The organism is Aquamicrobium soli (assembly GCF_042646345.1).
GTDB classification, from domain to species: domain Bacteria; phylum Pseudomonadota; class Alphaproteobacteria; order Rhizobiales; family Rhizobiaceae; genus Mesorhizobium; species Mesorhizobium soli_A.
The window spans coordinates 34,058-53,803 of record NZ_JBHRTK010000024.1; the positions used below are offsets into that span (position 1 = coordinate 34,058).

14 protein-coding genes are annotated in these 19,746 nt (G+C 65.6%); 5 read left to right on the plus strand and 9 right to left on the minus strand.

The features are described from left to right. Nucleotides 1–51 precede the first annotated feature (51 nt). Entirely contained in the window at nucleotides 52–717 is a 666-nt protein-coding gene (locus ACFOHJ_RS20045) for a DsbA family oxidoreductase (protein WP_378223915.1), read from the plus strand. 59 nt (nucleotides 718–776) lie between these two features. On the opposite strand, the gene ACFOHJ_RS20050 is transcribed toward ACFOHJ_RS20045, so the two are convergent. The 3 genes from ACFOHJ_RS20050 to ACFOHJ_RS20060 form a co-directional block, all read right to left on the minus strand. Next, nucleotides 777–1,766 carry a phosphatase PAP2 family protein gene (locus ACFOHJ_RS20050; protein ID WP_378223917.1) on the minus strand — a complete coding sequence of 330 codons (990 nt, stop codon included), beginning with the start codon at nucleotides 1,764–1,766 and terminating at the stop codon, nucleotides 777–779. A 230-nt stretch (nucleotides 1,767–1,996) separates the two neighbouring features. Then, nucleotides 1,997–5,485 (minus strand): transcription-repair coupling factor, encoded by a 3,489-nt coding sequence (gene mfd / locus ACFOHJ_RS20055; RefSeq protein ID WP_378223920.1) that lies wholly within the window; start codon nucleotides 5,483–5,485, stop codon nucleotides 1,997–1,999. A 24-nt stretch (nucleotides 5,486–5,509) separates the two neighbouring features. Next, nucleotides 5,510–5,794, minus strand: coding sequence for a succinate dehydrogenase assembly factor 2 (locus tag ACFOHJ_RS20060; protein ID WP_378223921.1), 285 nt, complete (start codon nucleotides 5,792–5,794; stop codon nucleotides 5,510–5,512). Nucleotides 5,795–6,132: 338 nt separating this feature from the next. Between ACFOHJ_RS20060 and recG the strand changes: the two genes are divergently transcribed. Beyond that, a complete protein-coding gene (gene recG, locus ACFOHJ_RS20065; RefSeq protein ID WP_378223923.1) occupies nucleotides 6,133–8,241 on the plus strand; it encodes an ATP-dependent DNA helicase RecG in 2,109 nt (702 codons plus the stop codon). On the opposite strand, the gene ACFOHJ_RS20070 is transcribed toward recG, so the two are convergent. The 5 genes from ACFOHJ_RS20070 to ACFOHJ_RS20090 all read right to left on the minus strand — a co-directional run bounded on the left by ACFOHJ_RS20070 (nucleotide 8,193) and on the right by ACFOHJ_RS20090 (nucleotide 13,597). Continuing rightward, on the minus strand, nucleotides 8,193–8,948 hold the full coding sequence (locus ACFOHJ_RS20070) for a DUF502 domain-containing protein (protein ID WP_378223925.1): 756 nt from the start codon (nucleotides 8,946–8,948) through the stop codon (nucleotides 8,193–8,195). The genes recG and ACFOHJ_RS20070 overlap by 49 nt on opposite strands. Nucleotides 8,949–9,011: 63 nt before the next feature. Continuing rightward, a complete protein-coding gene (locus ACFOHJ_RS20075; protein ID WP_378223928.1) occupies nucleotides 9,012–9,314 on the minus strand; it encodes a HigA family addiction module antitoxin in 303 nt (100 codons plus the stop codon). A 114-nt stretch (nucleotides 9,315–9,428) separates the two neighbouring features. Beyond that, nucleotides 9,429–11,252 (minus strand): glutamine--fructose-6-phosphate transaminase (isomerizing), encoded by a 1,824-nt coding sequence (gene glmS / locus ACFOHJ_RS20080; protein WP_378223930.1) that lies wholly within the window; start codon nucleotides 11,250–11,252, stop codon nucleotides 9,429–9,431. Nucleotides 11,253–11,407: 155 nt separating this feature from the next. Continuing rightward, nucleotides 11,408–12,757 (minus strand): bifunctional UDP-N-acetylglucosamine diphosphorylase/glucosamine-1-phosphate N-acetyltransferase GlmU, encoded by a 1,350-nt coding sequence (gene glmU / locus ACFOHJ_RS20085; protein ID WP_378223932.1) that lies wholly within the window; start codon nucleotides 12,755–12,757, stop codon nucleotides 11,408–11,410. Between the two features lie 93 nt (nucleotides 12,758–12,850). Beyond that, on the minus strand, nucleotides 12,851–13,597 hold the full coding sequence (locus ACFOHJ_RS20090; protein WP_378223933.1) for a cytochrome c biogenesis CcdA family protein: 747 nt from the start codon (nucleotides 13,595–13,597) through the stop codon (nucleotides 12,851–12,853). Between the two features lie 186 nt (nucleotides 13,598–13,783). On the opposite strand from ACFOHJ_RS20090, the gene ACFOHJ_RS20095 reads away from it, so the two are divergent. Beyond that, the gene (locus ACFOHJ_RS20095; protein ID WP_378223936.1) at nucleotides 13,784–14,161 is read left to right on the plus strand and encodes a COG4315 family predicted lipoprotein; all 378 of its coding nucleotides are present in this window, start codon (nucleotides 13,784–13,786) and stop codon (nucleotides 14,159–14,161) included. Between the two features lie 100 nt (nucleotides 14,162–14,261). On the opposite strand, the gene ACFOHJ_RS20100 is transcribed toward ACFOHJ_RS20095, so the two are convergent. Next, on the minus strand, nucleotides 14,262–14,465 hold the full coding sequence (locus ACFOHJ_RS20100; RefSeq protein ID WP_378223939.1) for a hypothetical protein: 204 nt from the start codon (nucleotides 14,463–14,465) through the stop codon (nucleotides 14,262–14,264). A 289-nt stretch (nucleotides 14,466–14,754) separates the two neighbouring features. Here ACFOHJ_RS20100 and topA point away from each other — a divergent pair, with 289 nt between their 5' ends. Both topA and rnr read left to right on the plus strand, forming a co-directional pair. Continuing rightward, nucleotides 14,755–17,382, plus strand: a complete 2,628-nt coding sequence (gene topA / locus ACFOHJ_RS20105; RefSeq protein ID WP_378223940.1) for a type I DNA topoisomerase — start codon at nucleotides 14,755–14,757, stop codon at nucleotides 17,380–17,382. Nucleotides 17,383–17,387: 5 nt separating this feature from the next. Further along, complete coding sequence (gene rnr / locus ACFOHJ_RS20110) at nucleotides 17,388–19,745, plus strand: ribonuclease R (protein WP_378223943.1); 2,358 nt, start codon at nucleotides 17,388–17,390, stop codon at nucleotides 19,743–19,745. The last annotated feature ends 1 nt before the right edge of the window (nucleotide 19,746 follow it).

A 19,746-nucleotide genomic window follows, 5' to 3' on the forward strand; every position in this document is an offset into this window, starting at 1 on the left:
GCTGCATGCAGTCCGGACTTGCAGGTCCAACCGTATGAAAAGGACGACGCCATGACCGATACCGCTCCCATCACCGTCGATGTCGTTTCGGACGTGGTCTGCCCCTGGTGCTTCATCGGGCAGAAGCGGCTGGACAAGGCGATCGCGACAAGCGGGGTCGACGTTCAGGTCCACTGGCGGCCGTTCCAGCTCGATCCGACCATTCCGCCGGAGGGCAAGGACCGGCGCGAATACATGCTCGGCAAATTCGGCAGCGAGGAGCGCATCCGCGAGATCCATGCCCGCATCGAGCCGCTGGGCGCGGAGGAAGGCATCTCGTTCAACTTCGACGCCATCAAGGTTGCGCCCAATACGCTCGACGCGCACCGCGTCATCCGCTGGGCTGGGGCTGCCGGCGAGGAGGTCCAGAACCGGCTGGTGCGGCGGCTGTTCCAGCTCAATTTCGAGGAAGGCAGGAACCTCGGCGACCCGGCGGTGCTGGTGGAGGCGGCGCGGGAAGCCGGCATGGATACGGCGATCGTGGAAACGCTGCTGCCCACCGACGCCGATGTCGAATCGGTGCGCGGCGAGATCGACACCGCCGCTCGCATGGGCGTCACCGGCGTGCCGTGCTTCCTGCTCGAAGGCAAATATGCGGTGATGGGCGCGCAGGACGCGGCCACGCTCGCCGACGCGATCAGGCAGGTTTCCGCAGCCAAGGCGCGCGGCGAACTCTAGGTCGACCAAAGCGGGCAGCGGCCGCTCGGGTCGTCGGCCTCGCCGCGTCGACCGTCAAGTCAAACAGGCCTGGCAGGCGCGTCGACGATACGGCCCGCCCACCACCAGATCACCAGCACCAGGACTGTCGAGGCATATCCGTCGAGCGCATAGTGCCAGCCGAAGAAGACCGACCCGAACATTATGCCGGCGGCGAAAAGCCAACCGACGATGCCCAGCCAGCGTTTGAGCTCGGTGAGTAGCAGCGCGTTCAGAACCGCCATGGCGACGTGGATGCTGGGCATGGCGGAAATTCCGGTGCCGAACACGGCATCGTCCGACAGATAGGCCGAATAGAGATAGTCGGAAGCGCCGATCATCCTCGCCCCGAACGGGTCGGCTGCGAGGACGGCAACGAGGTCCGCGAACCTCTCTCCGCCGAACATGCGATCATAGAAGATGGGGCCAGCCGAAGCGCCTGCCGCCCGCAGGATCGTCCCGAGCAGCAGGATGGTCGCGGCGAAAGCGACGAAGTAGCGAATGCGTAGCCTGTTGTCCGTGATGAACGCGGCGACCAGCACCATGCCGAGCCACTCCACGAACCATCCCGGCCCGTAAAGAAGCGACAGGAACGACGAACTTCCGTCTGGCGCCATGGCGTGCGCCCACCGCCAGGGATCGTCGAAGTGCAGCCACTCATCGAGCGCAGCCAGCGGTTCGTCGGCGAAGAAGGGGAGCCATGCCGGAATGTGGTGCTTGAACGTGGAGAAGGAGGCAATGGCGAGGCAGAAAATCGCGATCGTCAGCGACGCGCCCAGTGCCCGTTCCCGCAGGATATGTTTCAGCCACGCGACCGGCGCTCGCGGGTTCGCGACGACTGCCGCAACGGCAAGGCCGCCCAACAGCATCGGGGGCAATGCATAGAAGTAGGACACGGAATATTGCCTGAGAAGGGCGATATAGGCGTCCCATGAGAAGATCGCCCCGGCAAGGGCATAGACGAGAGAGACAAGCGCCAGCCGCCCCTCAATGCCTGATCGGAAATTTTTCTCGACCGATTCTATCGCCATCTGCCCAAAGCCCGGGCGCACAATTCCACTTCTTCCCACCGGCTACAATCCTGCGTGGCAAGAAATATCCCGGGTAGAACCGTCCAAGACGGAAATCATGATTTCGACGGGTATCGGCTGGTGCATCGGGCGACCAGCGAACGCCGCCCCGATGCTCCAACCTGGCTTTTCTCACCGCATGTGGGACGATGGTGGGCTACTCGATGGCTGCAAACGATGCAGCGCGGACGTCAAGCCGCCAGCTTGGCCAGTTGCGTCATGATGACGGCGGAGCCGGCCAACCGCTTTTCGGGCGTCGCCCAGTCGCGGATGAAGACGACCGACTGGTCCTGCCTGATCTTGGCGAGCGACCCCTGCTCGCCGATAAAGCGCACCAGCCCTACCGGATCGGCGAACTCGCGGCCACGGAAATGGATGACCACGCCCTTCGGGCCGGCGTCCAGCTTTTCCACATTGGCCTTGCGGCACAGCGCCTTGATGAAGACGATCTTCAACAGGTGCTTCACTTCCTCCGGCAGCGGGCCGAAGCGGTCGATCAGTTCGGCGCCGAAGGCGTCGATCTCCTCGGTGGATTCGAGGTCGCCGAGACGGCGATAGAGCGCCAGACGAAGCTGGAGATCGGGCACGTAGTCTTCCGGGATCATCACCGGCGCGCCGACCGAAATCTGCGGCGACCAGCCGCTGTCCAGCGCCTCGCCGCTGTCCTTCACTTCGGCGACCGCCTCCTCCAGCATCTGCTGGTAAAGCTCGAAGCCGACTTCCTTGATATGGCCGGACTGCTCCTCGCCGAGAAGGTTGCCGGCGCCGCGAATGTCGAGGTCGTGGCTGGCCAGCTGGAAGCCGGCGCCGAGCGTGTCCAGCGATTGCAGCACCTTCAGGCGGCGCTCGGCGGTGTCGGTCAACTTCTTCCTCGCCGGCAGCGAGAACAGCGCGTAGGCACGCACCTTGGAGCGCCCTACCCGGCCGCGCAACTGGTAAAGCTGCGCCAGGCCGAACATGTCGGCGCGGTGTACGATCAGGGTGTTGGCGGTCGGGATGTCGAGGCCGGATTCGACGATGGTGGTGGACAAAAGCACGTCGTACTGGCCGTCGTAGAAGGCGTTCATGATGTCGTCCAGTTCGCCCGGCGGCATCTGCCCGTTGGCGACGGCGACCTTCAGTTCCGGCACGTTCTCGCGCAGGAAATCCTGGATTTCGGCAAGATCGCTGATGCGCGGCACCACGTAGAAGGATTGCCCGCCGCGATAGCGCTCCCGAAGCAGAGTCTCTCGGATAACCAGCGGGTCGAAGGGCGAGATGAAGGTGCGGACCGCCATGCGGTCGACCGGCGGCGTGGCGATCAGCGACAGTTCGCGCACGCCCGTCAGCGCCAGTTGCAGCGTACGCGGGATCGGCGTCGCCGAGAGCGTCAGCACATGCACGTCGCTCTTCAGTTCCTTCAGCCGCTCCTTGTGCTTGACGCCGAAATGCTGCTCCTCGTCGATGATGAGCAGGCCGAGGCGCTTGAAGGAAATGGAGGAGCCCAGCAACGCGTGCGTGCCGACGACGATGTCGACGGTGCCTTCGGCGACCGCCTTCTTGGTTTCGGCAAGCTCCTTGGCACCGACCATGCGCGAGGCCTGCGCGACCCGCACCGGCAGGCCGGAAAAGCGCTGCGAGAAGGTCTTGTAGTGCTGGCGCGACAACAGCGTGGTCGGCACCACCACGGCCACCTGGAACCCTTCCATGGCGGCGATGAAGGCGGCGCGCAACGCCACCTCGGTCTTGCCGAAACCGACGTCGCCGCAGACCAGCCGGTCCATCGGCCGGCCAGCGCCAAGGTCTTCCGTCACCGCGTCGATCGCCGTCTGCTGGTCGTCGGTTTCCTCGTAGGGGAAGCGCGCTGCGAATTCGCCATAGAGGCCGTCGGCCGGAACCATGGCCGGGGCGGCGCGCATCTGGCGCTCGGCGGCGATGCGGATCAGCCCGCCGGCCATGTCGAGCAGGCGCTTCTTCAGCCGCGCCTTGCGGGCCTGCCATGCGCCGCCGCCCAGCTTGTCCAGCGTGGCCTCGGCCGAATCCGACCCGTAGCGCGACAGAAGCTCGATGTTTTCCACCGGCAGGAACAGGCGGTCGTCGCCGGCATAGTGGATTTCAAGGCAGTCATGCGGCGCACCGGCCGCCTCGATCGTCTTCAGGCCGATGAAGCGGCCGATGCCGTGGTCGGCGTGGACGACGATGTCGCCCGACGACAGCGAGGCCGCCTCGGAAATGAAATCCGAAGCCTTCTTCTTGCGCTTGGAGCGGCGGATCAGGCGGTCGCCCAGAATGTCCTGCTCGGCGACGACGACCATGTCGTCGGTCTCGAAGCCGGTCTCGAGCGGCAGCACGGCAAGCGCCGCCTGCCCGGCGTCGAGCTTTTCGGCCTCGGCAAGCGTGCCCACTTCCTTCAGGTTGCCGAGATGGTGCTCGGCTAAAATCTGGCCGAGCCGGTCGAGCGAGCCTTCCGTCCACCCGGCGACGACGACACGGCGCTTTTGCGCCCGCTCATGGCCGATATGGCTCACCACCACGTCGAAGACGTTGGCGTTGGGGTCGGAACGCTCCTCGGCGAAGCTGCGGCCGGCGCGCGAGCCGGCATGGTAGACCTTGCGGTCGCCGGCATCGGGGGCGGCAAACGGCGTGAATTCCAGCGTCTGGCGGTCGGCGAGCCCGGCTTTCAGCGTTTCGGGCGAAAGGTACATCCGGTCCGGCGGCACCGGCTTATAGGGAACCGCGTCCTTCAGCGCGCCGTCCGCCTGGCTGCGGCGCGCCTCGTAGTGGTCGAGGATCAGCGTGTGGCGCTCGGCCAGCGCTTCCTTCGCCAGATGGTCGAAAATGACCGGTGCATCGGGCAGATAGTCGAACACGGTGTCCAGCCGCTCGTAGAACAGCGGCAGCCAATGCTCCATGCCGGCAAAGCGCCGACCTTCGCTGACGGCGGCATAAAGGGCATCGTCGCGCGACGGCGCGCCGAAAGCCTCGATATAGGCGCGGCGGAATCGGCTGATGGTTTCGGGCGTCAGCGCCACCTCGCTCATCGCCTGAAGCGACATCTCCTTGCGCTGGCCGGTGGTGCGCTGGCTGGCGACGTCGAAGGCGCGGATGGATTCCAGCGTATCGCCGAAGAAATCGAGCCGCAGCGCCTCCGGCCAACCGGGCGCGAACAGGTCGAGGATGCCGCCCCGCACGGCGAACTCGCCGATGGCGCGCACCGTCGGAACGCGGTCGAAGCCGGAGGTTTCCAGCCGCGCCACCAGCGCGTTCATGTCGATCTGGTTGCCCGGGCGGGCGTGGAAATTCTGCGCCTCGATCAGGTCGGCCGGCGCGACGCGCTGCAACAGGGCGTTGGCGGTGACGAGGATGACGGCGCGATGCGGCTTCTTCGCCAGCGCAGCCATGGCCGTCAGCGCGTCGAGGCGGCGTGCAGCGGCGTCCGAGCCAGGCGAGACGCGGTCGTAGGGCAGGCAGTCCCAGGCCGGCAGTTCCAGGACCGGCAGGCCGGGCGCGGCAAAGGCCAGCGCCTCGACGATCGACGGCAGGCGCTGGCCGTCGCGCACCACGAACAGCAACGGGCCGTCCGGCGCGATTTCGGCAGCGGCCTGCACGATCGCGAAGGCCTCGTAGCCGTCGGCGACCTCATCGACGACCACTTCGCCGGCGCGGCCCCTGGGCAGGCCGATTTTCGGGATCAGGCTCATGGAAATGCTTCTTGAGGGCTTCGTTCAGACGGAAACGTCGCGGGCGGCGATGATCCTTTGCAGGATCGGCAGGCCGAGATCGTCGGGGATCGGGCGCTGGCCGGTGATCCACGGCAAAAGGTCGGTGTCGGAAATGTCGAGAAGGCTCTCATATTGGTCGAGTTCGGCCCCGGTCAAGGTGGCGATCTCGGCATCGGCGAAACGGCCGAGGATCAGGTCCATCTCGCGCATGCCGCGATGCCACGAGCGGAAAAGCAGCTTGGCGCGCCGGGGTTCCAACCCCTCGCTCGATCGTTTGGTTCCGGTCATGATGGGTGCGTCCTGTCTCAGTCAGGCGCATATAGCGTGGATAGAAGCAGGTGTCAGCTTAAAGTCCCCGGCCGTTTGGCCGGAGACTTTCCACTGCTGCTCCTCACAGTTGAACGGCATGGTTTCGACCCGCGCCTTTTCGGCGACAAAGGGGGATCTATAAAAACCTCATAGCTGCCATTCATATGGACTACGATCCGGATTTTTGGTTTGTGAGGCATAGACTTCCCCCAAATTGCGTTACAGTTGAACTGCATGGAACAACTGCAACAATATTAGCGATATCTACGAGTCCCATTTTCGTGTCAATTCCCTGCCGCCTCCCCTAGGATCGCCATATGCGCCCATCCATCCTCGACCCGCTGTTTGCGCCGATCACTTCGCTGGAGGGCGTCGGGCCGAAGGTCGCAAACATGATCGAAAAGATCGTGCCTGCCGATCTCGGCGACCGCGCGGCGCGCGCCGGCGACCTGTTGTTCGTACTGCCGAATTCGGTCATCGACCGGCGCAACCGGCCGGGCATCGCCTATGCGGCGCAGGGCACCATCGTCACGCTGGAAGTATGGATCGACCGCCACCAGCCGCCGCCGCGCGGCAACCGCTCGGTGCCCTACCGCGTCTTTGCCCATGACGACACCGGCGAAATCGCGCTGACCTTCTTCCACGCCCACGCCGCCTACCTCGAAAAGCAGTTGCCGGAAGGCGAACAAGTGCTCGTTTCCGGGCGCATGGAATGGTTCAACGGCCGCGCCTCCATGGTGCATCCCGACCATATCGCGCTGGCGAGCGAAGCCGAAAGCCTGCCGCTGGTCGAGCCGGTCTATCCGCTGACGGCGGGGCTTTCCGGCAAGGTTTTGCGCCGCGCCGTGGCGCAGGCGCTCGGCCGGCTACCTACGCTGCCGGAATGGCAGGACGCCGCGTTCCTTCGCCGCCACAGCTTTCCGGCCTTGGGCGAGGCGCTGAACCGCGTCCACAACCCCGCCGACCCGCTCGATGTCGCTGTCGAAGGGGCGGCGTGGCGGCGGCTCGCCTACGACGAGTTGCTGGCCGGGCAGGTTTCGCTGGCGCTGGTGCGCGCCCGCGTGCGGCGGCTCTCCGGCCGGCCGCTGACCGGTGGCGGCGCGCTCATCGACAAATTGCGCGTTGCCCTGCCCTATGCGCTGACCCGCTCGCAGGAAGCGGCCCTGGCGGACATTTTGTCCGACCTCGGCCGCCCGGAGCGGATGCTTCGGCTGCTGCAGGGCGACGTCGGCTCCGGCAAGACGGTTGTGGCGCTGCTTTCCATGGCGCGCGCGGTGGAAGCCGGCGGCCAGGCGGTGCTGATGGCGCCGACCGAAATTCTGGCGCGCCAGCATTTCTCGACCATCGCGGAGTTGGCGGAAAAGGCCGGCTTGCGCACGGCCATCCTTACCGGCCGCGAAAAGGGGCGCGAACGCACCGAGACGCTGGCCGGCCTGGCCGACGGCAGCATCGACATCGCCATCGGCACGCATGCGCTGTTCCAGGAAACGGTGGCGTTCCAGAACCTCGTCTTCGCCGTCATCGACGAGCAGCACCGTTTCGGCGTCCACCAGCGCCTCGCCATCACCGCCAAGGGCGATGCGCCGGACATGCTGGTGATGACGGCGACTCCCATCCCGCGCACGCTGGTGCTCACCGCCTTCGGCGACATGGACACCTCCAAGCTCACCGAAAAACCGGCCGGCCGCCAGCCGATCCGCACCGTCACCCTGCCGATGGAACGGCTTTCCGAACTCACCGGCCGCATCCGCGACGCGGTGGCCGAGGGCCAGAAGATCTACTGGATCTGCCCGCTGGTGGAGGAATCCGAGGAAGTGAAGCTGATGTCGGCGGAAGAGCGCTTCGCCGCCCTCAAGCCCGTCTTCGGCGATCGTCTCGGCCTCGTCCACGGCCGCATGAAGGGCGCGGAAAAGGACGAAGCGATGCGCGCCTTCAAGGACGGCGAGACGCGCGTGCTTGTCGCCACCACCGTCATCGAAGTCGGCGTCGACGTACCTGACGCCACCATTATGGTGATCGAGCATGCCGAGCGCTTCGGCCTCGCGCAGTTGCACCAGCTGCGCGGCCGCGTCGGGCGCGGCTCGAAACCCTCGTCTTGCGTACTGCTCTACAAGGACCCGCTCGGCGAAACGGCGAAGCGCCGGCTTTCGGTGATGCGCGAGACGGAGGACGGCTTCCTCATCGCGGAAGAAGACCTGAAATTGCGCGGCGAAGGCGAACTTTTGGGCACGCGGCAATCCGGCACGCCGGGCTTCCAAGTGGCGCGCATCGAGTTCCATGCCGACCTGTTGGAAGCCGCCCGCGACGACGCGCGGCTGGTCCTGGCACGCGACCCGGATTTGCAATCGGAGCGCGGCGAGGCGCTGAGGCTGCTGCTTTACCTGTTCGGGCGCGACGAGGCGGTGCGGCTGTTGCGCGCCGGCTGACCGGCCACCGTCTCCAGTTCCGGATTGGCGATCTCGAGCGGCAGGCCGTCCGGCCCGACCAGCCGGGCTTTCACCGGCGGGGTCACCAGCCCGGCGGAGACGATCAGCCGCGCGCCTTCCTCGATGGTCATGTCGAGCATCACCACTTCGGATTTTCGCACATACATGAGGAAGCCGGTCGTCGGGTTCGGCGTACACGGCATGAATACGCCGATCAGCGGGTCGCCCTCGACCGGCAGCTTCTGGTTGATCTCGGTGTCCTTCTCACCGCCGATGAAAACCAGCGACCACACACCCTTGCGCGGATATTCCACCAGCCCGACCTGGCTGAACATGTCGCCCTTGTTGGACAACACCGTCTCGAAAATCTGCTTCAGCGAGCGGTAGATGCCGCGCACCAGCGGCATGCGGCCAAGCAGGCGCTCGCCGGCGGCGACCACGGCGCGGCCGGCGATGTTGGCGGTGAGAAAGCCGATCAGCGTGATCAGGATCAGCGCCACCACGAGGCCGAAGCCCGGAATGCTGAACGGCAGATAGGTTTCGGGGCTATAGCGCGCCGGGATGTAGGGCTTCACCCAGGAATCGACCCAGCCGACGAACGACCAGGTGATATAGGCGGTGATGACCAGCGGCGCACAGACGATGAAGCCCGTTAGGAAATAATTCCTCAGCCGCATCATGGCGGAGGTCTTGGGAAGTTCAGCCATCGTTCACCGCATCGTTTCGCGATGAAACATTAAGCGAGCCGCCGCCGGTTTGGAACAGGCAATCTACGCAGCCGCTTCCATCGGCTCGATCTTGTCGAGTTCGGAAGCCAGCCGTCCGGCCTCGGTCTCCAACTCGTAGGCCTGCCGGAAATTCATCCAGAACTGGGGCGTGGTGTTGAAGAAACGCGCCAAGCGCAGCGCGGTATCGGGCGTGATGCCGACCTCCTCCTTCACGATGCGCTCGATGCGCGTGCGCGGGAGGTTGAGTTTTTTCGCCAAGGCCCCCGCACTCATGCCAAATGGCAGCAGGTATTCTTCGCGCAGATACTCACCGGCATGGACAGGGCGCGCAAACTTCAACGTCATCCCTCATTTCCTTCCAGGCCGTGTGGACCGCCAGTTTCCCCGGAAGCGATTGGTCTTACTCGCTCGCGTCATTACGGGACCGCGCAGCGGAATGACGGCTCGGGTGCCTACACCCTACTCCACCGTCACCGACTTGGCGAGGTTGCGGGGCTGGTCGACGTCGGTGCCCATGAACACGGCGGTGTAGTAGGCCAGCATCTGGATCGGCAGCGCGTAGATGATCGGCGAGATGATGTCGGGCACGTCCGGCAGAACGATCGTCGCCAACGTGTCCACGGTCGACCTCGCCGCCCCCTCGCGGTCGGTAATGAGGATGATCTTGCCGCCGCGCGCCGCCACTTCCTGCATGTTCGACACCGTCTTCTCGAAGATGCGGTCGTGCGGGGCGATGACGATGACCGGCATCTTCTCGTCGATCAGCGCGATCGGGCCGTGCTTCAGTTCGCCGGCAGCGTAGCCCTCGGCGTGGATGTAGGAAATTTCCTTGAGCTTCAGCGCCCCTTCCATGGCCAGCGGGAAGTTGGTGTCGCGGCCGAGATAGAGCACATGCTTGTACTTGCCGAGCTCACGCGCCAGCTTCTCGATCTCGGTATCGAGCTTGAGCACCTGGGTGGCGAGGCGCGGCGCTTCCGACAACTGTCGAACCAGCGCCTTTTCCTGTTCGGCCGAAATCGCGCCGCGGGCGCGGGCGGCGCGGACGCTGAGCGCCGCCAGCACCGAAAGCTGGCATGTGAAGGCTTTGGTCGAGGCGACGCCGATCTCTGGGCCGGCAAGCGTCGGCAGGGTCACGTCCGACTCGCGCGCGATGGTGGATTCCCGGACATTGACGACCGCGCCGATCTTCATGCCGGCCTTGCGGCAATAGCGCAGCGAGGCGAGTGTATCGGCCGTTTCGCCGGACTGCGAGATGAACAGCGCGGCATCGTCCTTCGACAGCGGCATTTCGCGGTAGCGGAATTCCGAGGCGATATCGATGTCCACCGGCAGCCGCGCATGGCGCTCGAACCAGTATTTGCCGATCAGGCCGGCCAGATAGGCCGTGCCGCAAGCGGAAATCGCCAGCCGGTTGATGGCGGCGAAATCGAACGGCAGGTCGAGTTGCCGACAGGTGCCGTTGGTGAAATCGAGATAATGCGCCAGCGTATGCGAAATTACCTCGGGCTGCTCATGGATTTCCTTTTCCATGAAATGCCGGTGGTTGCCCTTGTCCACCATGTAGCTGGTGCCGAGCGACTGCTGGCGCCGCCGCTCCACCGGATTGCCGTCGATGTCGAAAATGGACATCTCGTTGCGGCGCACGACCGCCCAGTCGCCGTCCTCCAGATAGGTGATGGAATCGGTGAAAGGGGCGAGCGCGATCGCGTCCGATCCCAGGAACATCTCACCCTCGCCATGCCCGATGGCGAGCGGGGGGCCGTTGCGGGCGCCCACGATCAGGTCGTCGTCGCCCTCGAACAGGATCGCAAGGGCGAACGCGCCCTCCAGCCGCCGGATCGCGTTATGGGCGGCCTCCACCGGGTCGGCGCCCTTGGCGAGTTCCCGCGACACCAGATGGGCGACCACCTCGGTGTCGGTCTGCGAGGAAAAGCTGTAGCCGTCGCGCGCAAGCTCGTCGCGCAGGTCGGAAAAATTCTCGATGATGCCGTTGTGGACCACGGCGACACCGCCGGAAAAATGCGGATGCGCATTGGTTTCGTTGGGCACGCCATGGGTCGCCCAGCGCGTATGGCCGATGCCGATATTGCCGCCCAGCGGCTCGGCCTGGAGCCGCTTCTCGAGATTGACCAGCCGGCCCGGGGCACGCCGGCGCGCCAGCACCCCGTCGTCGAGCGTGGCCACGCCCGCCGAATCATAGCCGCGATATTCCAGCCGCTTCAGCGCATCGACGATGAGCGGAGCGACCGGCGCGCGACCCACGATTGCAACGATACCACACATGCCTGCTGCCCCTGAAAATCCGTTGGTAAAACCGAAACGACCTAATAGGAAAAGTCACCCGGCCGCCAAAATCACGTTGCGTTTCGCCGCATATCAGCAAAACGGGATTTCGCGATCATCGCCGGCAATGCTTGCGATCCGGTTGCCGGACGCCGTCATTTCTTCGCCGCCGACGCCCGCCTCTCGCGCAGTTCCTTCGCCTTGCCCGGCAGGGTCTTCTGGCGCGCCCGGCCGAACGCCAGCGCGTCGCCGGGAACATTCTCGGTAATCACGCTGCCGGAAGCGACATAGGCGCCGTCGCCGATCGATACCGGCGCCACCAGCGCCGAGTTGGAGCCGATGAAGGCGCCGGCGCCGATGTCGGTGAAGAATTTCGAATAGCCGTCGTAGTTGCAGGTGATGGTGCCGGCCCCGATGTTGGCGCCGGCGCCGATGCGTGCATCACCGATATAGGTCAGGTGGTTGACCTTGGCGCCCTCCTCGACCACCGCCTTCTTGACCTCGCAGAAATTGCCGACCTTGGCCTTCCGCCTGAGGTCGGCGCCGGGGCGCAGCCGCGCGAACGGGCCGACTTCGGCGCTCGGGCCGACGGTGGCGCCCTCGATATGGCTGAAGGCATGGACCGTAGTCCCCGCTTCGACGGTCACGCCCGGACCGAACCAGACATTGGGCTCGATCACCGCGTCCTGCCCGACCTGCGTATCGAAGGAAAACCAGACGGTTTCGGGCGCGATCAGGGTGGCGCCGGCAAGCATCGCCTCGCGGCGGCGGCGCTTTTGCCAGATCGCCTCGGCCTCGGCGAGTTGAGCGCGGTTGTTGATGCCGAGCGCATTGTCGAAACTCGCCTCGGTGGCGACGACCTCCAGGTCCTTGCCGCCGGCAATCTCGACGACGTCGGTGAGGTAATATTCGCCCTTGGCGTTGCTGTTGCCGACTGCGTCGAGCAGCGCAAGCGCATGCCTGCCGGCAATCGCCATCAGCCCGCCGTTGCAGAACTTTATCGCCCGCTCCTCTTCCGAGCAGTCCTTCTCCTCGCGGATGGCGACGAGCTTGCCGCCCTTCTCGACCAGCCGGCCATAGCCGGTCGGATTTTCCGTACGGAAGCCGATCACGACCACAGCGGCGCCTTCCGCCAGCTTCCGTCGGGCCGTCTTCAGCGCCTCAGCGTCGATCAGCGGCGTATCGCCGAACATGACGAGGACATCGTCGTGCCCGCGCTCGATGGCGGCACGGGCGGCAAGCACCGCATGGGCGGTACCGAGCCGCTTCTCCTGCACGAAGGTTTCGGCGTGCGGCGCGAATTTCTGCGCGGCCTCGCGCATCTGCTCGGCGCCGTGGCCGATCACAAGCGCGAGATCGCCGGTCCCGGCCGCCTCGGCCGCCCGGACCACATGCGCCACCATCGGCAGACCGGCGATGCGATGCAGCACCTTGGGCAAGGTGCTTTTCATGCGCGTACCCTCGCCGGCGGCAAGGATGATCGACAGGCAGCTACGTTCGTTCATGAAGGACAACCGGGGATTCGCATTGCGGAGGACAGGGTTATGTAGCACCCCCGCCTTGCAGCACCAATGCGGTTAAATTCGGATCGCCGGCGGTCAGCCGAGCCGGCCCAGCACCGGGAAATTCTCCAAGAGCCAGTAGGATGCCGTTTGCACGCCGCCGGTCAGGAACAGGACGCCGGCGACGACCAACAGCGCGCCGATCACCTTCTCGACACGGCCGAGATGGGTGCGGAACCGGCCGAGGAAGCGCATGAAAGCCCCGGAAAACAGCGCCGCGACCAGGAACGGAATGCCGAGGCCGAGCGAATAGGCGGCAAGCAGCAACGCACCCTCGCCGACCGTATCGCGGCCGCCGGCAAGCGTCAGGATCGGCCCCAGCACCGGACCGATGCAGGGCGTCCAGCCGAAGGCGAAGGCCAGCCCCATGACATAGGCGGCAACGGCGCTGGCCGGCTTGCCCTCGCTCTGGAAGCGCGCCTCGCGCGACAGCAGCGGGATTTTCAGGACGCCGAGGAAATTGAGCCCCATCAGGATGATGAGCACGCCGGCGGCCATGGCCAGCGGCTCCTGCCAGACCCGCAACAGCCGGCCGATGGAGGACGCGCCGGCACCGAGCGCGACGAAGACGGTCGAGAAGCCGAGGACGAAGGCGATGGAGGCCGCCATCAGCGCGCCGCGGGCGCCGGCTTTCGCCGCGGCACCGGCATTGCCGCGAAAGTCCTCCACCGAGACGCCGGCCATGTAGCACAGATAGGGCGGCACCAGCGGCAGCACGCAAGGCGACAGGAAGGAGAGAGCCCCCGCCCCGACCGCGCTGACATAGCCGATATCCAATGCCATTCCTTCGTGCCTCCGAAGAGAACCCATATTTGCAGGCGGTTCCTGCGCAGCGGGGTCTAGCCGCGCCCTCGACCTGCCTCCAATCACGATTTCGTGGACAAGCACAAATGCCGGCAAAAAGCCACCGTTGCGGCGCGCACTGGTGGCCGACCGCGATCCTCGCGCCCCAACCAGAAGGAGATTGTCATGAAGAAGATCTGCCTCGGACTGGCCCTGATACTCGCCGGCACCACCGCATCCTTCGCAGCCAGCGCCTGGAAGGAAGCCGATGTCGGCGGCCATAAAATCTATACCGACGCCCACGGCATGACGCTCTATACCTACGACAAGGACGGCAAGGGCGTCTCGAACTGCACCGGCACCTGCGCCAGCAACTGGCATCCGCTGAAGGCCTCGGCCAGCGCCAAGGCTGAAGGCGAGTGGACCGTGATCAAGCGCAAGGACGGCAGCCATATGTGGGCCCATGACGGCAAGCCGCTTTACACCTATGTGAAGGACAAGAAGGCCGGCGACATGAAGGGCGACGGCGTCGGCAGCGTCTGGCATACCGCCCAGGCCATGTGAGCCTTTTTGGCCGGGCAGTGCGCGCCCTGGCGGCCTGCCCGCCCCTTTCACCCTCGCCTTTCGTTGACGATCGGTGCCTCCCCCAAGGCGCCGAAACGGCTCAACCCAGGCGCTTGCGCTGGTCCACCTGGACGCGCGCCGGCCGCTCACCGCGGATGATGTCGCTGGCCTCCACATAGGCCATCTCGATCAGATAGGTCAGCATGTCGCAGCGCTCCGCCTCGGCCATGGTGCGCAACTGTCCGAGCATTGTCTGCATGTAGTCCAGCGTTTCCGTCCGTCGTCTCGTGAAACTCTGCCGCATGGAGTTCAATCCCCGTCAGTTCACAAGGTGCTCTGCGCCCTGCCTGCAATCCGGGAAACGGATGCCAGGCAACACCGCCCCGCGTCGCTTCCCGCAATCTAGCTAATTTATCCTAGGTTGCAAGAATTTTTTCCCACAACCTGAAACAGCCACATCCGGAGCCGGTGCAATTTGGGCCTCGCCCCTTGACCGGACAGAAAAGCACGGCCATGTGATCGACCGATCCAACGAATTTTCCGTCGCGTGCGGCGAGTTTCTTACGCCGCCTACTTTAAAAGTACAGGCAATCATGGACGTCGTCGTCGTCGAATCGCCGGCCAAGGCGAAGACAATCAACAAATATCTGGGCAAGAACTACAAGGTTCTGGCTTCCTTTGGCCATGTCCGCGACCTGCCGGCCAAGGACGGCTCGGTTCGCCCCGACGAAGACTTCGCCATGTCCTGGTCGGTGGACGGCCCTTCATCGAAGCGGCTCACCGATATCGCCAAGGCGGTCAAGGACGCCGACGGCCTGATCCTCGCCACCGACCCCGACCGCGAGGGCGAGGCGATTTCCTGGCACGTGCTGGAAGTGCTGCGCGCCAAGCGGGCGCTGAAGGACAAGCCGGTCAGCCGCGTCGTCTTCAACGCCATCACCAAGCAGTCGGTGCTCGACGCCATGGCCAATCCGCGCCAGATCGATGCGCCGCTGGTCGACGCCTACCTGGCGCGCCGTGCGCTCGACTATCTCGTCGGCTTCACGCTGTCGCCGGTGCTGTGGCGCAAGCTTCCCGGCGCCCGCTCGGCCGGCCGCGTGCAATCGGTTGCGCTGAGGCTGGTCTGCGACCGCGAGTCGGAGATCGAGCGCTTCATCCGCGAGGAATACTGGCAGATCGCCGCCATCCTCGGCACCCCGCGCAAGGAGAGCTTCGAGGCGCGACTCACGGCCTACGAAGGCAAGCGGCTGCAAAAGCTCGACATCAAGAACAAGGAGCAGGCCGACGGCATCAAGGCGATGCTGGAAGGGGCCGTCTTCAAGGCGCTTTCGGTCGAAGCCAAGCCGACGAAGCGCAACCCGGCCCCGCCCTTCACCACCTCGACCCTGCAGCAGGCGGCCTCCTCGCGCCTCGGCTTCTCGGCCAACCGCACCATGCAGGTGGCGCAGAAGCTCTATGAAGGTCTCGACATCGGCGGCGAGACAGCCGGCCTCATCACCTATATGCGTACCGACGGCGTGCAGATGGCGCCGGAAGCGATCTCGGCCGCGCGCGCCGCCATCGGCAAGGAATTCGGCGACAGGTACCTGCCGGAAAAGCCACGCTATTACTCGGTCAAGGCCAAGAACGCGCAGGAAGCGCATGAGGCGATCCGCCCGACCGACTTCTTCCGCACGCCGGCTTCGGTGCGCCAGTATCTCGATGCCGACCAGGCGCGGCTTTATGAGCTGATCTGGAAGCGCGCCATCGCCAGCCAGATGAACGCCGCCGAAATCGAGCGCACCACCGTCGAGATCGAGGCGGTGAACGGCTCGCGCACGGCAGCGCTGCGCGCGGTCGGCTCGGTGATCCGCTTCGACGGCTTCATCGCCGCCTATACCGACCAGAAGGACGAGGACTCCGAAGACGAGGAAAACCGCCGCCTGCCGGAAATCCGCAGCGGCGAGCAGCTTGCGCGCGAGGCGATCAACGCCACCCAGCACACGACCGAGCCGCCGCCGCGCTACTCCGAGGCCTCGCTGATCAAGAAGCTGGAGGAACTCGGCATCGGCCGGCCCTCCACCTATGCCTCGACGCTGAAGACGCTGGAGGACCGCCAGTACATCACCATCGACAAGCGCCGGCTGATCCCCGACGCCAAGGGGCGGCTGGTGACGGCCTTCCTGGAAAACTTCTTCGAAAAATACGTCGAATACGACTTCACCGCCGACCTCGAGGAAAAGCTCGACCAGATTTCCGACGGTAAGCTCGCCTGGAAGGACGTGCTGCGCGACTTCTGGAAGGATTTTTCCAACGCGATCGACAACACCAAGGAACTGCGCGTCACCGACGTGCTCGACGCACTGAACGAGGCGCTGGCGCCGCTGGTGTTTCCCGAGCGCGAGGACGGCTCCAACCCGCGCATCTGCCCGAAATGCGGCACCGGCAACCTGTCGCTGAAGCTGGGCAAATTCGGCGCCTTCGTCGGCTGCTCCAACTATCCCGAATGCAACTACACGCGCCAGCTCGGCGGCGAGGCCAACGGCAACGGCGAGAACGGGGCGGCCGAGGACGGCACCAAGGTGCTGGGCAAGGACCCCTACACCGCCGAGGAAATCACGTTGCGCTCGGGCCGCTTCGGTCCCTACGTACAGCGCGGCGAAGGCAAGGAGGCCAAGCGCTCCAGCCTGCCCAAGGGCTGGACGCCGGCCACGATCGACATCGAGAAGGCGCTGGCGCTGCTTTCGCTGCCGCGCGACGTGGGAAAACATCCCGAAACCGGCAAGATGATCTCGGCCGGCTTAGGGCGCTACGGCCCGTTCGTGCTGCATGACGGGACGTATGCCAATGTCGAGTCGATCGAGGACGTGTTCTCCATCGGCCTCAACCGGGCGGTGACGGTGCTGGCCGAAAAGCAGGCCAAGGGGCGCGGCGCGCGCGGCGGCACACCGGCGGCGCTCAAGGAACTCGGCGACCACCCGGACGGCGGCGGCAAGATCACCGTGCGCGACGGCCGCTACGGGCCCTACGTGAATTTCGGCAAGGTCAATGCGACGCTGCCGAGGGGCAAGGACCCGCAGACGGTGACCATGGAGGAAGCGCTGGCGCTGATTGCGGAAAAGGAAGCCAAGGGCGGCGGCAAGAAGCCCGCCCGCAAGGCGGCCGCGCCGAAGAAGGCAGCGGCCGCTAAGAAACCGGCGGCCAAGACCGCCGCGAAGAAAACCGCAGCGAAGAAGGCATAGACCAGGTGGCGCGCAGGATCTCAGGACGTGGCCACAGTGATCCCCGCAGCGCCGATACCCGACGCGGCAACAAGGACCAGTACCGCCCCTCGCGCGACGAAATCCTGCGCTTCATCGCCGAAAATCCGGACCGTTCCGGCAAGCGCGACATCGCCAAGGCGTTTGCGCTGAAGAACGAGGACCGCATCTGGCTGAAGGACCTGCTGCGCGACCTGCAGGACGAGGGCCTGCTGACGAAACAGCGCAAGCGGCTGGCGCGCGCCGGCGCCCTGCCCCACGTCGCGGTACTCGACATCTTCGGCCGCGACGCGGACGGCGTGCTCCTGGCGCATCCGAGCGACTACGACGGCAACGGCTCGCCGCCGGTGGTGGCGATCCGCATTCCGCGCGGCGGCAATGGCGGGCAGGTTCCCGGCATCGGCGACCGCGTGCTGGCCAAGACCTTCGCCACCGACGACCCCTCCGGCCCCGCCTATACCGGCCGGGTGATGAAGATATTCGAGAAGCGCAACGAGGCGGTGCTCGGCGTCTTTCGCGCGCTGTCGGACGGGACGTTCCGCATCGAGCCGGTGGAGCGGGGCCAGCCCGAGCTCGTCGTCGACAAGGAATTCGCCAACGGCGCCAGGAGCGGCGACCTGGTCGAGGTCGAGCCGGCGCGCGCCGCCCGCTACGGCCTGCCGCGCGCCAAGGTGCTTGCCGTTCTCGGTTCGCTGACCAGCGAAAAGGCGGTCTCCATGATCGCCATCCACGCGCACGACATCCCGCATATCTTCCCGGCCGAAGTGCTGGCGGAGACCGAAGCGCTGAAGCCGGTCACGGTCGACGCAAAGGCGCCCCGACTGCGTGACACGGCAGGCATTGCGCGCGAAGACTTTCGCGACGTGCCGCTCGTCACCATCGATCCGGCCGACGCCAAGGACCATGACGACGCGGTGTTCGCCGAGCCGGACACGGACGAGAACAACCGCGGCGGCGTCATCGTCACCGTCGCTATCGCCGATGTCGCGGCCTATGTGCGCTACGGCACGGCGCTCGACCGCGAGGCCCTGAAACGGGGCAATTCGGTCTATTTCCCGGACCGCGTCGTGCCGATGCTGCCGGAGCGCATCTCCAACGACCTGTGCTCGCTGCGCGAGGGCGAGGAACGGCCGGCGCTGGCGGTGCGCATGACCTTTTCCACCGAAGGCCGCAAGCTGCGCCATAGCTTCCACCGGGTGATGATGAAGTCGGTAGCGAAGCTCGCCTACCCGCAGGCGCAGGCCGCCATCGACGGGATTACCGACGAAAAGACCGCGCCGATCCTCGAAACCGTGCTGAAGCCGCTGTGGGATGCCTACGCGGTGCTGAAGCGCGGCCGCGAGGCACGCCAGCCGCTGGAACTCGACCTGCCGGAACGCAAGATCGTGCTGAAGGCGGACGGCACCGTCGATAAGGTAATCGTGCCCGAGCGGCTCGACGCGCACAAGCTGATCGAAGAATTCATGATCCAGGCGAATGTCGCGGCAGCCGAAACGCTGGAGGCGAGAAAGCAGGCGCTGGTCTACCGCATCCACGACGCGCCGTCGCTCGCCAAGCAGGAATCGCTGCGCGAGTTCCTGCAGACCATCGGCCTGTCGCTGGCGCGCGGCGCGCAGATGAGGCCGAGCCAGTTCAATTCGATCCTGGAGCGGGTGCGCGGGCAGGACAACGAGGCGCTGGTCAACGAAGTGGTGCTGCGCTCGCAGAGCCAGGCGGAATATTCGCCGGCCAATCTCGGCCATTTCGGCCTCCATCTTCGGCGCTACGCCCATTTCACCTCGCCGATCCGCCGCTATGCCGACCTGATCGTGCATCGCGGGCTCATTGCCGCGCTCGGCCTCGGCCCGGACGGCCTGACGCGCGACGAGGAGGCGAGGCTGGAGGATGTCGGCGCGCTGATTTCGGCCGCCGAGCGGCGGGCGATGGCGGCCGAGCGCGACACGGTCGACCGGCTGATCGCCGCCCACCTCGCCGAACGCGTCGACGAGCGTTTCGACGCGCGCATCTCGGGCGTGACCAAGGCGGGACTATTTGTCCAATTGCCGCAGTACGGCGCCGATGGCTTTATCCCGGTGTCAACGCTGCAGGACGATTACTATATATACGACGAGACGGCCCGCTCGCTGTTCGGGGAACGGACCGGAAAAGGATACCAACTGGCCGACCGCGTCGAAGTGAAGCTGGTCGAAGTGGCGCCGATGGCGGGAGCCATGCGCTTCGAAATGCTGAGCGAGCCGAAGCCCCTGCCCGGCTCGACACGCTCGTTCCACAAGACCAGGGGCAGAACGCAGCGCGCCCGCGCGTCGCAATCACGGCACGGCCGCCCCGGCGGCAGGAGACGATGAC

What these genes read in the sequence shown, in the direction of transcription:
- ACFOHJ_RS20090 (WP_378223933.1), bottom strand. Translation starts at nt 13,597, where the DNA reads ATGGCATTGGATATCGGCTATGTCAGCGCGGTCGGGGCGGGGGCTCTC.
- ACFOHJ_RS20095 (WP_378223936.1), top strand. Translation starts at nt 13,784, where the DNA reads ATGAAGAAGATCTGCCTCGGACTGGCCCTGATACTCGCCGGCACCACC.
- topA (WP_378223940.1), top strand. Translation starts at nt 14,755, where the DNA reads ATGGACGTCGTCGTCGTCGAATCGCCGGCCAAGGCGAAGACAATCAAC.
- mfd (WP_378223920.1), bottom strand. Translation starts at nt 5,485, where the DNA reads ATGAGCCTGATCCCGAAAATCGGCCTGCCCAGGGGCCGCGCCGGCGAA.
- ACFOHJ_RS20070 (WP_378223925.1), bottom strand. Translation starts at nt 8,948, where the DNA reads ATGGCTGAACTTCCCAAGACCTCCGCCATGATGCGGCTGAGGAATTAT.
- glmU (WP_378223932.1), bottom strand. Translation starts at nt 12,757, where the DNA reads ATGAACGAACGTAGCTGCCTGTCGATCATCCTTGCCGCCGGCGAGGGT.
- ACFOHJ_RS20100 (WP_378223939.1), bottom strand. Translation starts at nt 14,465, where the DNA reads ATGCGGCAGAGTTTCACGAGACGACGGACGGAAACGCTGGACTACATG.
- glmS (WP_378223930.1), bottom strand. Translation starts at nt 11,252, where the DNA reads ATGTGTGGTATCGTTGCAATCGTGGGTCGCGCGCCGGTCGCTCCGCTC.
- ACFOHJ_RS20075 (WP_378223928.1), bottom strand. Translation starts at nt 9,314, where the DNA reads ATGACGTTGAAGTTTGCGCGCCCTGTCCATGCCGGTGAGTATCTGCGC.
- ACFOHJ_RS20045 (WP_378223915.1), top strand. Translation starts at nt 52, where the DNA reads ATGACCGATACCGCTCCCATCACCGTCGATGTCGTTTCGGACGTGGTC.
- ACFOHJ_RS20060 (WP_378223921.1), bottom strand. Translation starts at nt 5,794, where the DNA reads ATGACCGGAACCAAACGATCGAGCGAGGGGTTGGAACCCCGGCGCGCC.
- recG (WP_378223923.1), top strand. Translation starts at nt 6,133, where the DNA reads ATGCGCCCATCCATCCTCGACCCGCTGTTTGCGCCGATCACTTCGCTG.
- ACFOHJ_RS20050 (WP_378223917.1), bottom strand. Translation starts at nt 1,766, where the DNA reads ATGGCGATAGAATCGGTCGAGAAAAATTTCCGATCAGGCATTGAGGGG.